This window comes from Lachnospira pectinoschiza (genome assembly GCF_020564355.1).
Lineage (GTDB): Bacteria > Bacillota > Clostridia > Lachnospirales > Lachnospiraceae > Lachnospira > Lachnospira intestinalis.
Window position 1 is genome coordinate 280,358 of the sequence record NZ_JAJCRR010000005.1, and the last position, 15,536, is coordinate 295,893.

Genomic DNA, 15,536 nt, shown 5'->3' on the forward strand with positions numbered 1-15,536 from the left:
TTAGCATAAAGCCCGAAAAAAAGCAAGGCAGGGCCTAAAAGTATGCTATAATAGAAAGCAAAGGTTTTAGCCGCAAAAGAAATTGAAGAAGGTTTACAGAAATGGAGCAGAAAATGGTACAAAACACGAAATTAACAAAAATGATATTCTGGGCAATGATGGTGGCAGTCGGAGTGGTGATTTCACCGTTACTGCGGATTGAGGGAATGTGTCCGATGGCACATTTTATCAATGTTACCTGTGCCGTCTTATTAGGTCCGTGGTATGCGTTTCTATGCGCATTGGCAATTGGACTTATCCGCATGGCATTTATGGGCATTCCGCCGCTTGCACTGACGGGGGCGGTATTCGGCGCAGCGCTGTCAGGCATTTTATACCGGGCGTCGAAGGGAAAGATTATTTTTGCATTTTTAGGTGAAGTCATCGGTACAGGCATTATCGGTGCAATTGTATCATATCCGGTTATGGCGCTGTTATGGGGCAGAACCGGGCTTACATGGCTGTTTTACGTGCCGTCCTTTATAGCGGGAACATTAATCGGCGGCAGTATCGCCTTTTTATTCTTAAAGCAGTTACAGCGCATGAAACTGCTGACAAAGTTCCAGCAGGCATTGGGAACACAGGTTTATGACAAAGTAAAACAGGCAGAAAGCAGCCTTAAACAGTAAAACAAAAAGGAAGGAAATACAAAAATGCTTGAAAAGATGAAAAAAGCAAAAGAAGCGGTCATCAGTCAGGCACCGCTCATACACTGCATTACCAATCCTATTTCAATCAATGACTGTGCCAATGTAGTGTTGGCGCTGGGGGCAAAGCCGATTATGGCAGAACACCCGAAGGAAGTCCATGAAATCACGGCACTTGCAAAGGCATTGGCAGTCAACCTCGGTAACATTACCGATGCAAGGGCAGAATCCATATTTATATCCGGTGGAGTGGCTAAAAATGCGCAGATACCCTGCGTGATAGATGTGGTCGGTGCGGCATGCTCTGCCTTGCGCATGGAGCTGGCACAAAGGTTTATCCGTGAGTGCACACCGTGTGTCATTAAAGGCAATTTGTCTGAAATCAAAGCGCTTGCGGGAGTGGACAACGCGGCACAGGGAATTGATGTCGGTCAAAAAGACAGTGTAAACGGAAAGGATACACAGAAGTTACAAAAGACCGGACAACTGGTTTGTAGCTATGCAAAAAAGGCACATGCCGTTGCCATGGCAAGCGGGGCGGTCGATATCATCTCGGACGGCAGTCAGGTGTGGTTTGTAAAAAATGGCGTGGCAGAGCTATCCAAAGTCACGGGAACAGGCTGCATGCTCAATGTCATTACGGCAACATACCTTTCCGTAACAGACCCGCTTACAGCATGTCTGCTTTCGGCAGGAACGCTCGGTATCTGCGGAGAGCTCGCAGACAAAAGCCGCGGCATGGGAACGTACCATATTGAATTAATCAATCAGTTATCCACACTGTCGGATGCGCAGTTGGAACAGTATTTACAGATACAACGTGCGTTATAGGTAATACCTATAACGCACTATTATTTTTGTATATTTGTCAAAGCCGGATTTCCGTGCTAATATCTTAGACATAGAAAACATACATGACCTACTTGTTAAGTATGAATAACAAAACAGGAAAGGCATACAGACAACATAAAAATAAAAAATGATTTTGAAAGCCGTGTAAGCAGGCGGCAGAATGGAGGACAATATGAGTACATTAAAAGAAAGAAATTTAAAATTTGAAACAAAGCAGCTTCACGTAGGACAGGAAAGCGCAGATCCGGTTACAGATTCAAGAGCTGTGCCGATTTACCAGACCTCTTCTTATGTGTTCCACAATAGCGAACATGCAGCTGCAAGATTCGGACTGACAGATGCCGGTAACATTTACGGAAGATTAACCAATCCGACAGAAGACATTTTTGAACAGAGAATTGCAGCACTTGAAGGCGGTGTAGCAGCGCTTGCAGTAGCTTCCGGTGCGGCAGCAATCGCTTATACATTCCAGAATCTTGCACAGGCAGGCGACCATATCGTAGCTTCAAAGACAATCTACGGCGGTACATACAACCTGTTAGAGCATACATTACCGGCATACGGCATTACAACAACATTCGTAGATGCCAACAACTTAGATGAAATCAGAAATGCCATTCAGGACAACACAAAGGCAGTATTCATCGAAACACTCGGCAATCCAAATTCCAATGTCGTTGATATCGAAGAAATTGCAAAGATTGCACACGAAAACAAGATTCCGCTTGTAATTGATAATACATTTGGTACACCATACCTTATCCGTCCAATCGAATATGGCGCAGATATCGTTGTTCATTCAGCAACAAAGTTTATCGGCGGACACGGAACAACCATCGGTGGTGTTATTGTAGACAGCGGTAAGTTTGACTGGGAAGCATCCGGCAAATTCCCGTCACTGGTTGAACCAAACCCAAGCTACCACGGCATCAGCTTCACAAAGGCAGCAGGTCCGGCAGCATTTGTTACAAAAATCCGTGCAATTCTTCTCAGAGATACAGGTGCTACCCTTTCTCCAATCCACGCATTTATCTTTCTTCAGGGACTTGAAACACTTTCACTGCGTGTAGAACGTCATGTGGAAAATGCGTTAAAGGTTGTAGATTATTTATCAAAGCACCCACAGGTAGAAAAGGTCAACCACCCATCATTACCGGATGCACCGACACATGATTTATATGAAAAATACTTCCCGAACGGCGGCGGTTCAATCTTCACATTTGAAATTAAGGGCGGCGCTGAAGAAGCAAAGAAGTTCATTGATAACCTTCAGGTATTCTCTCTGCTTGCTAATGTAGCAGATGTAAAATCCCTTGTTATCCATCCGGCTTCTACAACACATTCACAGCTGTCAGAAGAAGAACTGCTTGATCAGGGCATTAAGCCAAACACAATCCGTCTTTCAATCGGTACAGAGCATATCGATGATATCATTGATGATCTGGAAGAGGCATTTGCCGCAGTAAGATAAAAAACTCTTGCACAGCGCGCTGGTTTATGATAAAATGTAAATGTTACTAATAATATTTTCAGGAGGATTATCATGTCGGACGATGCTGACGGTGATACGGCACCTAACCACAGAACAATCAAAAATTTAAATCAGAACGAATGAATACAGGCATGGCTGCACGGATACAATCTTGCAGCTATGCCTTTTTGTGCTGTTTTAGGGAAATACCGGTGTGATAAGCGAAAGGAGTTTTATTTAAAGATGGGTACAGATATTGTATCGTGGGTAATTATTATTTGCTGCATTATGATGTCAGCATACTTTTCAGCGACAGAAACAGCGTTTTCTTCGCTTAACAGGATTCGTATGAAAAATATGGCGGAAAAGGGGAGTAAGCGGGCAAAGCTGGTGTTAAAGCTTTCAGAAAATTATGACAGCCTGCTTTCAACGATTCTGATAGGGAATAATATTGTCAATATTACCTGTACATCACTTGTTACAATTCTTTGTGTCAAGGGATTTGGTGAAGATGTGGGGGCAACCCTGTCAACCGTGATTACAACCGTGGTGATTCTGGTATTTGGTGAAGTGTCGCCGAAAAGTATTGCAAAGGAATCAGCAGAAACGGTTGCAATGTTGTCAGCGCCGCTGTTAAGAACATTTATCTACATACTGTCACCGGCGAATTTCTTATTCCGCCAGTGGAAAAAGCTGTTGTCCTGCATTTTTAAAAGTCAGGATAATAAGGGGATTACAGAAGAAGAACTGCTTACAATTGTACAGGAAGCTGAAGCGGACGGCGGCATTGATAAAGAGGAAGGAAGCTTAATCCGCAGTGCAATTGAGTTTAATGAACTGGAAGCGATAGATATTTTAACCCCGCGTGTCGATGTCATCGGTGTGTCCGTAGCATTATCCAAACCGGAAATTGCAAAGGTATTTGCAAAAACAGGATATTCCCGCCTGCCGGTATATGAAAAAGACATGGATAATGTTGTCGGCATTTTATATCACAAGGATTTTTACAATTACGTCAATAATTCGGATATGACAATCCGTGAAGCCGTAAAGCCGGTGCTGTTTACGACAAAGCATAAAAACATCAGTGAACTGTTAAAAGAATTACAGGTAAAACATATGCACATTGCGGTGATAGTGGATGAATTTGGCTGTACGGTCGGTATCCTTACATTAGAAGATATTTTGGAAGAACTGGTCGGAGAAATCTGGGACGAACACGATGAAGTCGTGCGGGAGGTTGAGCCGTTATCGGAAAATGTGTACCGTGTTTCAGGTAAAACCAATGTCGAGCGCCTGTTTGAATCCCTCGGATATGAGCAGGAATTTGATGTGCAGACTGTCAGTGGCTGGATTATGGAGCTTTTAGAGCGTATACCGGAAGCGGGTGACACCGTAGATTACCGGAACATGCACCTCACTGTAGAGAGCATGAAAGAAAAGCGCGTGGATACGGTAAGGCTGGAAATCAGCCCCGAAAGCCAGAGTGCATAGTGAAAAAAGAAAAGAGGAAGCTGCAATTATGATGACAGAATTAGAGCAGTATTACAATAAATTTAACGAAGAAAAGCGGTTAGACAGCCGTCATGGAAAAGTCGAGTTTATTACGTCCATGAAATATATTCACGAATATCTGGGCGGGGACACGACAAAGAAAATCTTAGACATCGGTGCAGGAACCGGAAAATATTCGGTGGCACTGGCAGAAGAAGGTTACGATGTCAGCGCTGTTGAACTGGTAAAGCACAATTTGGGACTGTTAAAAGCCAAAAACAGCAGTGTAAAAGCTTATCAGGGCAATGCGTTAAAACTCAGACGATTTGAAAATGATACGTTTGATGTGACATTGTTATTCGGACCAATGTATCATTTATTTACCAAGGAAGACAAAGTCCGGGCGCTGTGCGAAGCAAAGCGCGTGACAAAGCCAGGCGGCATAATCTTTGTGGCATATGTCATGAACGAATACAGCATTTTAACATACGGTTTTAAGCAGAAGCATATTGCTGAGTGTGTGAGGGACGGACGCATTTCAGAGGAATTTCAGTGTATGTCTGCGCCGAGCGACTTATACGACTACGTGCGGATTGAGCAGATTGACGCATTAAATCAAGAAGCCGGACTGGAGCGCATCAAAATTATCACACCGGACGGCCCTGCCAACTATATGCGTCAGGTGCTAAACAGTCTGACTGAGGAAGAATTTGAGTTATTTATCCAATACCATTTATCAACGTGTGAGCGGCAGGACTTAATTGGGGCGGCGGCGCATACGGTGGATATTTTAAGAAAGTAAAGGCTTGCCTTTAAAAATCCCGCTTATGCGCCTTGACATAGCGTACAAAGCTTTCAGCCTGCGGGGAGAGCGGTTTTTCTTTTGCATAATTTAAGCTGATATAGCTGTAAATACCGGGCGTTACCGGAATAAATGCAAGTGAAGAATCGTTTTCCTGCCGGGCAGAGTGGTGCATCATCAGCGTAATCCCGGCACCGTTGCGTACAAGGTCAATCAGCGTTGCACCGCGGTTTCCGGTATAGGCGATGTGCGGTTCAAATCCGGCATTGCGGCATTCACGGATACACAAATCATTTATAAAAGAATGTTCCGGAAATAACAGAAACGTTTCTCCGCGCAGCTGTTCAAACGGCAGATTATCCGCCTTAGCGAGCGGGTGCGTAGCAGGAAGCACGGCGGTCAGGTAATCAATCATATAAGGGATACTGTTAAATTCCTTCACAGAAGACGATTCACTTCTTAAAAATGCAATATCGCATTTGCCGTCCGTGAGCAGTTCTTTTACAAATGTAGAATCACCCTCAATCGTCTGCAATGTCATATCGGGATTCTCATTTAAAAATCCTGCAATCAGTGCCGTAATCGCGTGCTGTTTCATTGAAGGAATCGATCCAAGCACAATATTGCCGCTGTCCTGATGAATCTTGCGGCGCACATTTTTTTCAAATTCATATTCCAGACCGACCATCTTTCGCGCATACGGCAGCAGCATCTGTCCAAACTCCGTAAGAACAACCGTCCGCGTTGTACGCTCAAAAAGTTCCACACCAATTTCAGTTTCAAGTTTCTTAATGTGCTTTGACAGACACGACTGCGAAATAAAAAGACACTCCGCCGCCTCCAAAAAATTCTTCTTCTCCGTCAAAGTCACAAACTCCTCCAGATACCGAACATTCAAATTCATTAGACAAAACCTCCAATTGTATTATATATAAGGAAAAACAAGCCCACACAAGGAATAAAAAGTGTCCCCGCTCTTTCAGACAATTCATCAGCCTTTCGTCCACCACTCCCTAGCGCAGGGAATAAATAAGCAATCGGCGAAGTCAAGTAACACGTTGAGCTGATTGCTTATTTATTCCCCTATGTTGAGCAGCTTGCTTATTTATTCCCCCTGCGGTGAGTGGCAGACTTTTAAATTGCCTGTAATTAGATGATTGACTTTTTATTCCACAGTGGAATAAATATACCCCAATTATGAATTGAATGTCAACGATAATTCATATAAAATAAACTTGTCAATGAAAGCACCGGACGGCCTTAGCATAGCCCGCAGACCTGCCGGTGCAGTAAAATTATAAAACTTTTCATTGCAAAATCACAATAAATATAAAAGAAATGAGGTGCAGCAAGTGAAAAGATATTGGAAATATATCAGACCCTATATACAATACTATATTTTAGGTCCCTGCTTTATGATGATGGAAGTTGTCGGTGATGTGTTACTGCCGTACATGCTTGCAAAGATAATCAATCAGGGTATTGCAGAAAGAAATGTCGTGTATATTATAAAAATAGGCGCCATTATGGGGTTTATCGCAGTAATAATGGCAGTTGGCGGTGTTTTAGGCGCATGGTTTGCTTCTAAAGCGGCGATGAATTTCGGCGCGGATCTGCGCATGGATTTATTTGAAAAAATCCAGCAGTTTTCCTTTCAGAATATCGACAATTTCAGTACCGGTTCATTAATAACAAGATTAACCAACGACATCACACAGATTCAGAATATGATTATGATGACACTCAGAATGTGTCTGCGCTCGCCAGGCATTTTAATCGGAGCGATGGTGATGGCATTTGTCATCAGCCCGAAGCTGGCGGCGATATTCATTATCGTCCTGCCGGTGCTGGCAGTCCTTATTGTAGTCATCATGCGGCGTGCGTTTCCGCAGTTTAGAACCTTGCAGGAAAAACTGGATGCACTCAATTCCTGTATTCAGGAAGGACTGGTGGGTATCCGGCTGATAAAGTCCTTTGTGCGGGGCGACTATGAAGAAATGCGTTTTGAAAAAAGAAATCAGCAATTAAAAGAAGCCAATCTGACGGCAATGAAAACTATGCTTTTGTATACACCGTTGATGACACTGGCACTGAATATTACAACCGTGGTTGTTGTCTGGTCGGGTGGTAATATGATTGTTGCCGGAAATATGCAGGTTGGCGATTTGACGGCATTTACCAATTACATCGTGCAGATTATGTCCAGTCTTACTATGCTTTCGATTGCATTTTTAAACTGGGCGCGTGCCATAGCATCTTTCCGCCGTGTCGGTGAAGTTCTAGATGAAAAGATTGACCTGACGGATGAAAATGCGAAACATAAGGACAGAGCAGTCTGTGAGGGCAGTGTTGAATTTCAAAATGTATCCTTCCGATATTACAAAAACAGTCCCGAATGGGTCATTGAGAATATCAGTTTTAAACTGGAAGCCGGAAAGACCCTTGGCATTATCGGGTCGACCGGAAGTGGAAAAAGTACGCTCGTGTCCATGATACCCCGCCTGTATGACACCGATGAGGGGACGGTGCTCGTTGATGGAATCAATGTGCGGGATTACGGTTTAAAGCCTTTGCGGGAAGGCATCGGTATGGTGCTGCAAAACAATACGCTTTTTTCCGGCAGCATCACTGAAAATTTAAAATGGGGAGATGAACATGCCGATGAAAAAGCTGTCCGGAAGGCCGCGCAAAATGCACAGGCAGCAGGGTTTATCGACAGTTTTAAAGACGGTTACCGGACCCGTTTAGAGCAGAGCGGAAATAACGTATCCGGTGGTCAGAAACAGCGGCTGTGCATTGCAAGAGCTTTATTAAAGTGTCCGAAAATCCTTATTTTAGACGATTCCACCAGTGCGGTGGATACGGCGACAGAACGCGCGATCCGCGAAGCACTGCATTCGGAATACAAGGATATGACAAAGATTATTATTGCACAGCGGATCCGTTCCGTCATGGATGCGGATGAAATACTGGTACTGGATAACGGAAAGACGGCAGGCTTTGGCACACATGAACAGCTGCTTGCAGACTGTCCGGTTTACCGTGAAATTTATGATGTACAGAACGGAAGGGAGGAGTAACTATGCCGCCAATGGGAGGAGTAACAGGTGCAATGCGCGGTACGAACCGCCGCGGAATCGGCGCTAAAGCAGCCAGACCGAAAAATATGAAGCATACCGTTATGCGGCTTTTTTCTTATATGAAAAAAGATGTGTGGATGCTGGCGGCAGCACTTTTGTGTGTTGTGGCAGGCACAGTAAGTACGCTTGCCGCTTCCTATATGTTAAGACCGATTATTAATGACTATATTATTCCGGCAAAAACATCTGCCGATTTAAAGAAACTGGCAGGGGCGTTAATCGTCATGCTGGCGGTGTATTTGTTGGGCGTGATGGCAGCGTATTTACAGAACCGCATTATGCTGGTACTTTCTCAGAAAGCACTGGTGCGCCTGCGCAGTGATTTATTTGTGCATATGGAAAAGCTGCCGCTACGTTTTTTTGATACCCATACCAAAGGAGATTTAATGAGCCGCTATACCAATGATGTCGATGTTATCGGTGAAATGTTAAACAGCACTCTTGTACAGTTGATATCAGGAATCATTACTGTAATTGGTACGCTCTGCATGATGATTTATACCAACATTTTACTGGCGCTGATTACGCTGGTTATTGTGCCGCTCATTTTAAGCGCCGGAAAATTTCTGGTTAAAAAGAGCAGAAAATATTACGTGGGACAGCAGGAAGCTCTGGGCAGATTAAATGCGTGCATTGAAGAAACGGTATCGGGCCAGCGCGTAGTGAAAGTATTTAATCATGAAGACAAAGCCCTTGAAGCTTTTAAGGAATACAACTACGATTTGCGGGACAAACAGCAGAAAGCACAGTTTTTCGGCGGTATTATGGGTCCGGTTGTGGGAAATCTCGGTCAGTTAAACTATGCGCTAACAGCCATGATTGGCGGAATCCTGTGTGTATTTAAAGGTTTTGATGTCGGAGGTCTGAGTATTTTTGTGACCTATGCAAGGCAGTTCTCCCGCCCGGTTAATGAAATCACCATGCAGATGAACACCGTATTTTCGGCACTTGCGGGCGCAGAACGTGTCTTTGACATTATGGATTTGGAAGTCGAAGATATTTCCGGTAAAAAGCTTGAAAATGTGCAGGGCGAAATCAGCATGGAGCATGTGACGTTTGGATACCTTGAAAATCAGCCGGTTTTAAAAGACATCAGCCTGCATGCAAAAAAAGGACAAAAAATTGCGTTTGTCGGTTCAACGGGCGCAGGCAAGACGACCATTACCAATCTGTTAAACCGCTTTTATGAAATCTGGGAAGGAAAGATTACGATAGACGGTGTGGATATCCGGGAAAACGGGCTGGAGTCGCTGCGCGAAAATATCGCACTTGTTTTGCAGGATACGCATTTATTTACCGGTACTGTCATGGAAAATATCCGCTACGGAAGACTGGATGCAGCTGATGAAGAAGTGATTGCGGCGGCAAAAACCGCCAATGCCGATGCCTTTATCCGACGTCTGCAAAACGGATATGATACAGTATTAGAAGGGGACGGCGCGAATTTAAGCCAGGGACAGAGACAGCTTTTAAATATTGCAAGAGCCGCACTTTCCAAAGCACCGGTACTGGTGATGGATGAAGCGACCAGCTCGGTTGATACGATTACGGAACGGCAGATTCAGGAAGGCATGGACGCACTGATGAAAGACCGCACCACATTTGTCATTGCACACCGCTTGTCAACGATACGAAATTCCGATATGATTATGGTACTGGAACACGGCAGGATTATTGAACGCGGAACGCACACAGAGCTTCTGCAAAGACAAGGCCGTTACTACGAATTATATACAGGAAAGGCAGAACTCGATTAAAATGAAGATTTATTTTGCACCGCTTGAAGGGGTTACAGGGCACATTTACAGAAATGCTTATGAAGAATTTTACGGAAAAGGCAGGATTGATAAATATTTTGTGCCGTTTATTTCACCCAATCAGACCAACGGTTTTACGGCGCGGGAACAGCGTGACATGAATCCGGATAATAACGTCAATATGCCGCTGGCGGTACAGATAATGACCAACCGTGCCGATTTATTTATAAATGCGGCACGGCTTTTATATGAAAAAGGCTATACCGAACTGAATCTGAATCTGGGCTGTCCGTCCGGAACGGTTGTGGCAAAAAAGCGCGGGGCGGGCTTTTTATCCGTACCCGATGAGCTGGACGAATTTTTTGCACAGATTTATGAAAATGAGCTGCTTGCGGACAAAAAGGTGAAATTATCCGTAAAGACAAGGCTCGGCATGGAAGAACCGGAAGAATTTGACCAGCTGTTAGATATCTATAACCGTTATCCGTTTGAGGAACTGATACTCCACCCGCGCGTGCAGAAAGACTACTATAAAAATAAGCCGCGGCTGGAATATTTTGAAAAGGCACTGGAAAAAAGCACAAATCCCGTATGCTACAACGGCGATCTCTTTACAATTGCTGATTACAGGCGTTTTAAAGAACGCTTCCCGTCAGCGGACAGAGTGATGATAGGCAGAGGATTTATCGGAAATCCGGCACTCATAGAGCAGATTGCGGCAGAGGAAAGCAGGACTGCCACAACACACGAGGACACCGCGCGCCTCCGTCAGTTTCATGACCGCATTTACCACGAATATCTAAAAATTATGTCGGGCGATAAGAATACGATTCATAAAATGAAAGAGCTGTGGTTTTATCAGAAGCCGTACTTTGACAATGCGGACAAGGCATTCAAAAAAATCCGCAAATCCCGGAATATGGCAGAGTATGAAGCTGCCGTGCAGGAGTTTTTTGCGCAGGCAGTACCCACAGAACGTGATACCGTACAGTTTACCAAATAAACCGCAGACCCTGGCATTATAATATGAAGAAGATAAAAGGCGAGGTGAAAACATGAAAATTTTAATATACCGGTGGAGTGTTTTTCACCAGGAGGATATTGCAGAAGCATTTGAAAGCTTCGGACATACAGTAGAATATTACGAGGAAATGCCGGACGAGCGGAAAGGGACAGATATCCGAAGACTCAAAGAAGTCGTTGCGGAGTACGACCTTGTTTTTTCTGCCAATTATTTTTCACGGGTGTCTAATGCCTGTCAGGCGCAGCAGAAAAAATACATTGCATGGACGGTGGATTCACCGATGCTGACGATGTTTGACACCTCGGTTTTTAACGAGTGCAATTACATATTTTTATTTGATAAATTTGACTACTACCGTTTTTTGCAGATGGGTGTGAAACATGTATATTATCTGCCGCTGGCAGTTAACGCAGAGCGCGTAAAAAACTGCATAGAAGCAGCGTCCGAAAAAGAAAAGGGAAAATACCGCGGGGACATTTCCTTTGTCGGTGGTCTGTATTATAAAAATTCATACGATGCCATTGAAGATAAACTGCCGGAGTATTTACAGGGTTATTTTGATGCATGCATGGAAGCCCAGCTGGATTTATACGGGGATAATGTGTTTGACCGTCTGTTGACAGCAGACATTTTAGAGCGGCTTTGTGAAATTATTGACTTTCATCAGTCGGATACGGCATTTTCCGATATCAAGCTTGTCTTTTCTTCAACTTATCTGGGTTTTAAAACGGCACAGAAAGAGCGTATCCGCAATTTAAATGCATTGGCATCCCGGTTTGAGGTGAATCTGTATACAGACAGAACCGATGACAGACTTCGCGGCGTGCATGTAAAGGAAAGCGTGGATTACCGTGAGGAAATGCCGCTGGTTTTTCACGAATCCGACATTAATATGAATTTTACAATCCGCAATATCCGAACGGGACTGCCGCTGCGGATATGGGATATTTTAGGGGCAGGCGGATTTCTGCTGACCAATTATCAGATTGAACTGGGGGATTTCTTTGAAAATGGAAAAGACCTCGTTTACTATGACAGCTTAGACGATATGATGCGCAAGGCAGAATATTATCTGGACCATGAAGATGAAAGAAAGACCATCGCACAAAACGGTTTAAAGAAAATTGTACAATATCACACATATGAACATCGCATTGACGTGATATTAAAGACTGTATTGTGAATAACCATTACTTGTACAAAAACTTTCTGTATTCCTCATAGGAAAATTCAATACAGTAGATAGAGAGAACCACAAAGGGCAGCCGAAGTCAAGTGACAACGTTGAGGCGGCCCTTTGTGGTTCTCTCTCTTACATCTCTGTATTAAATTTTACGTCCACTAAAGACCCCATTATACTCTCCAAACAAACTCTCCTCAATTTTTCGGAGCATTACTGTCACATAATCTCCCTTAAAATTCAGACTGAAAAAGAGATTGCCGATGGCGGAATCAATAATCTGAATCTTAACCAGTAGTGTGTTTTCCATGCGGAAAGCTGCAGAAGCAGCATATTTTAAATCATAGTCCGGGAACTGAGCGAAGGTGTTATAACCCAGTCCGAAGGAAAGGGTATGGACACCGGAAGCATTTTCATAGGTCAGTGTTCCGAGTCCGGTTTCGGTGGCAATATCCACCTTCATCGTCTTCATCTGGCAGATGTTTTCATCCATTTGATAAGTTATACCGTTGATATCCGCCAAAACGGGTGAAGTCAGACTGCCCGGCAGAACAAACAATGTTCTTGTATTACAATATTCTAAAAAAGCGGCAGTGTATTCCGGTGTGGCAGCAGGCAGGGAATCCGTGGCGATTTTGTCATAAATTTCATGCCAGAAGGCTTCGTAAATGAGCTGTACACCGCCCTGACGTCCTTGTGCATCGGCAGTTGTTACCATGAAAATATCTTTATCCGGCACATACAGTGCAAGTTGTCCGCCCATGCCGAATAAAACATAGCCGTTATGGCGTGTCATCCAGATTTGATAGCCATAGCCCTGTAATTCTTCAAGTGAGGACTGTCTGCCGTAAGGGTCACTCTGCATAGATTTTGCTGCACGGACATAACCGGCAGGCAGAAGCTGCTTGCCCTGCCATACACCGTCATTGGCAATCAGGTAAATGACCTTTAGCAAATCATACGGTGTGGCACAGAGTCCCGAACCGCCCATGCTGACACCGTTAGGGTCTTTTAAAATATACGCATTGGCAGAGAATCCGATTTCGTCCAAAAATTTAAAACGCAGGTAAGAAAGCAGGTCCATACCGCTTAATTTTTCAACTAATGCGCCAAGTGTATGTGTAGATGAAGTATCGTAGGAAAAATTCGTGCCGGGAACATGTGTCGGGGGTACGGTAAAAAACGAAGCCACCCAGTCGGTAACGCCAGGTGCTTTGTACGTTGTCTTGTCATGACAGGTTCTCATTGTGAGCATATCACGGATTGTCATCATCGCTATATAGGGATGTACACCCGGATTTGGCAGCTTTTCAGGGAAAAAATCCACAATTTTATCATCAAGGGATAATTTTCCTTCGGCCTCAAGCAGTCCGATACCCAAAGATACAAAGCTTTTAGTGACGGAAAACATACGGTGCAGGGTATCACGTGTATAAGGTTTATAGTAAGTTTCCATGCACACCTTTCCGTGCCGCATAATCAAGGCACTGTGCAGTGGAAGCTGCTGTTCTTCCAGCCGTTTACAAAAATTCATCAGCCATTGGCTGTCAATGCCGACCTCCTCCGGAGTGGCAGTAGGAAAAAGTTGAAACATACAATCCTCCTTGTTTTGCGAAGCAAAATGCGACTGCTCTAAGCAGGAGCAGAGGATTTTACCTCCTTGTTTTGCGAAGCAAAATGCGACTGCCCTAAGCAGGAGCAGAGGATTTTACCTCCTTGTTTTGCGAAGCAAAATGCGACTGCTCTAAGCAGGAGCAGAGGATTTTACCTCCTTGTTTTGCGAAGCAAAATGCTATGTAGGTTTACCTGCATTTCTTCTTATATAAAGCATTATACATGGAAAAATATAAATTTGCTAGGAAATTCTGTCAAAATAGTGTATATATAATAGTAATAACGAATAAATACGAGGGTGCTAAAAATTTGTGGAATAAAGATGGAGGCGGAAAAGAGGAAAATATGAGTGAAGGACTTTTAAAAATATTTATAAAGGATTATAAAAATGTGAAAGACATTAAAGTGCGGGAAAACTACGGGATTTTTGCGGGAATTGTAGGAATTATATGCAACCTGATTTTATTTGCATGTAAATTTTTTGCAGGTATCATTACCGGTTCCGTATCCATTTCGGCAGATGCCTTCAATAACTTATCCGATGCCGGTTCATCCATTGTAACGCTGGCAGGCTTTAAAATGGCAGGCAAGCCGGCGGATACAGACCATCCATTTGGACATGGCAGAATCGAATATATCGCAGGAATGATTGTATCGGCAGTTATTATCGTAATGGCAATTGAACTGTTTAAAGATTCGGTTATAAAAATCTTTCAGCCGGAGGCGATGGAATTTAGCGCTGTATCGGTTGTGATTCTGGCGGGTTCGATTGCATTAAAATTCTGGATGGCATATTTTAATACCTCGCTGGGAAAGCGGATTGATTCTGCAGCCATGCGCGCAACAGCGGCAGACAGTCTTTCCGACTGTATCGCAACCGGTGTGGTACTGGTATCGCTTCTGATTACGACATTTACCGGAGTAAATATCGATGGACTGGCAGGTGCCGTAGTGGCGGTATTTGTCTTTATGGCGGGAATTGAGGCAGCTAAAGAAACGGTTTATCCGCTTCTTGGACAGCCGCCGGAAGAATCTTTTGTGAGACAGTTAAAGGAACTGGTTATGGAAGATGAGCATATTATCGGAATCCATGATTTGATTGTACATAATTATGGACCGGGAAGGGTTTTTGTTACCCTTCATGCAGAAGTGCCGTATACAATGAACCTGCTTGCCGCACATGATATTATTGATATTGCGGAACACAGAGTAGCCGGTCAGCTGCACTGCGGCATATCCATTCACATGGATCCGGTTGTCAATGATGATAAAGAAGTGGAAGAATTAAAAGAAATGGTGCTGGAAGTTATTGCAGAAATTGATGACCGTTTAAGCATTCACGATTTCAGAAGCACTAAAGGCCCATACCTTACCAATCTCATCTTTGATTTAGTTGTACCGCATCAGTATAAATATACCGACAAAGAGGTACAGGATATGGTTCATAATGCCATTCAGAAAAAAAATCCGAAGTGCTTTGCTGTCGTAACCGTTGAGCGGTCGTATATCAAATAAA

The 15,536-nt window shown here is 43.8% G+C and carries 12 protein-coding genes; 10 read left to right on the top strand and 2 right to left on the bottom strand.

What is annotated here, in order from left to right; genetic code table 11:
• Nucleotides 1–113 precede the first annotated feature (113 nt).
• From thiW to LI288_RS11975, 5 genes are all read left to right on the top strand, one after another.
• On the top strand, nt 114–668 hold the full coding sequence (thiW, locus tag LI288_RS11955; RefSeq protein WP_022432704.1) for an energy coupling factor transporter S component ThiW: 555 nt from the start codon (nt 114–116) through the stop codon (nt 666–668).
• Between the two features lie 24 nt (nt 669–692).
• Complete coding sequence (gene thiM, locus LI288_RS11960) at nt 693–1,517, top strand: hydroxyethylthiazole kinase (RefSeq protein WP_227090554.1); 825 nt, start codon at nt 693–695, stop codon at nt 1,515–1,517.
• Nucleotides 1,518–1,710: 193 nt separating this feature from the next.
• The gene (locus LI288_RS11965; RefSeq protein WP_022432706.1) at nt 1,711–3,009 is read left to right on the top strand and encodes an O-acetylhomoserine aminocarboxypropyltransferase/cysteine synthase family protein; all 1,299 of its coding nucleotides are present in this window, start codon (nt 1,711–1,713) and stop codon (nt 3,007–3,009) included.
• Nucleotides 3,010–3,252: 243 nt separating this feature from the next.
• Nucleotides 3,253–4,503: an HlyC/CorC family transporter gene (locus LI288_RS11970; RefSeq protein WP_227090557.1), complete on the top strand. Its 1,251-nt coding sequence runs from the start codon at nt 3,253–3,255 to the stop codon at nt 4,501–4,503.
• Between the two features lie 28 nt (nt 4,504–4,531).
• On the top strand, nt 4,532–5,305 hold the full coding sequence (locus LI288_RS11975; protein WP_022432708.1) for a class I SAM-dependent methyltransferase: 774 nt from the start codon (nt 4,532–4,534) through the stop codon (nt 5,303–5,305).
• A gap of 10 nt (nt 5,306–5,315) precedes the next feature.
• On the opposite strand, the gene LI288_RS11980 is transcribed toward LI288_RS11975, so the two are convergent.
• A complete protein-coding gene (locus tag LI288_RS11980) occupies nt 5,316–6,209 on the bottom strand; it encodes a LysR family transcriptional regulator (RefSeq protein ID WP_227090559.1) in 894 nt (297 codons plus the stop codon).
• A 448-nt stretch (nt 6,210–6,657) separates the two neighbouring features.
• Between LI288_RS11980 and LI288_RS11985 the strand changes: the two genes are divergently transcribed.
• Genes LI288_RS11985 through LI288_RS12000 form a run of 4 tightly spaced genes read left to right on the top strand, consistent with a single transcriptional unit; the run spans nt 6,658 to nt 12,409 of the window.
• On the top strand, nt 6,658–8,385 hold the full coding sequence (locus LI288_RS11985; RefSeq protein WP_227090561.1) for an ABC transporter ATP-binding protein: 1,728 nt from the start codon (nt 6,658–6,660) through the stop codon (nt 8,383–8,385).
• Between the two features lie 2 nt (nt 8,386–8,387).
• Nucleotides 8,388–10,202 carry an ABC transporter ATP-binding protein gene (locus LI288_RS11990; protein ID WP_331464642.1) on the top strand — a complete coding sequence of 605 codons (1,815 nt, stop codon included), beginning with the start codon at nt 8,388–8,390 and terminating at the stop codon, nt 10,200–10,202.
• 1 nt (nt 10,203) lies between these two features.
• The gene (locus LI288_RS11995) at nt 10,204–11,205 is read left to right on the top strand and encodes a tRNA dihydrouridine synthase (protein ID WP_227090563.1); all 1,002 of its coding nucleotides are present in this window, start codon (nt 10,204–10,206) and stop codon (nt 11,203–11,205) included.
• A gap of 52 nt (nt 11,206–11,257) precedes the next feature.
• The gene (locus LI288_RS12000) at nt 11,258–12,409 is read left to right on the top strand and encodes a CgeB family protein (RefSeq protein WP_022432713.1); all 1,152 of its coding nucleotides are present in this window, start codon (nt 11,258–11,260) and stop codon (nt 12,407–12,409) included.
• Nucleotides 12,410–12,551: 142 nt separating this feature from the next.
• On the opposite strand, the gene LI288_RS12005 is transcribed toward LI288_RS12000, so the two are convergent.
• Complete coding sequence (locus LI288_RS12005; protein ID WP_227090565.1) at nt 12,552–14,000, bottom strand: serine hydrolase domain-containing protein; 1,449 nt, start codon at nt 13,998–14,000, stop codon at nt 12,552–12,554.
• A gap of 365 nt (nt 14,001–14,365) precedes the next feature.
• On the opposite strand from LI288_RS12005, the gene LI288_RS12010 reads away from it, so the two are divergent.
• On the top strand, nt 14,366–15,535 hold the full coding sequence (locus tag LI288_RS12010) for a cation diffusion facilitator family transporter (RefSeq protein WP_227090567.1): 1,170 nt from the start codon (nt 14,366–14,368) through the stop codon (nt 15,533–15,535).
• Nucleotide 15,536: the final 1 nt, after the last annotated feature.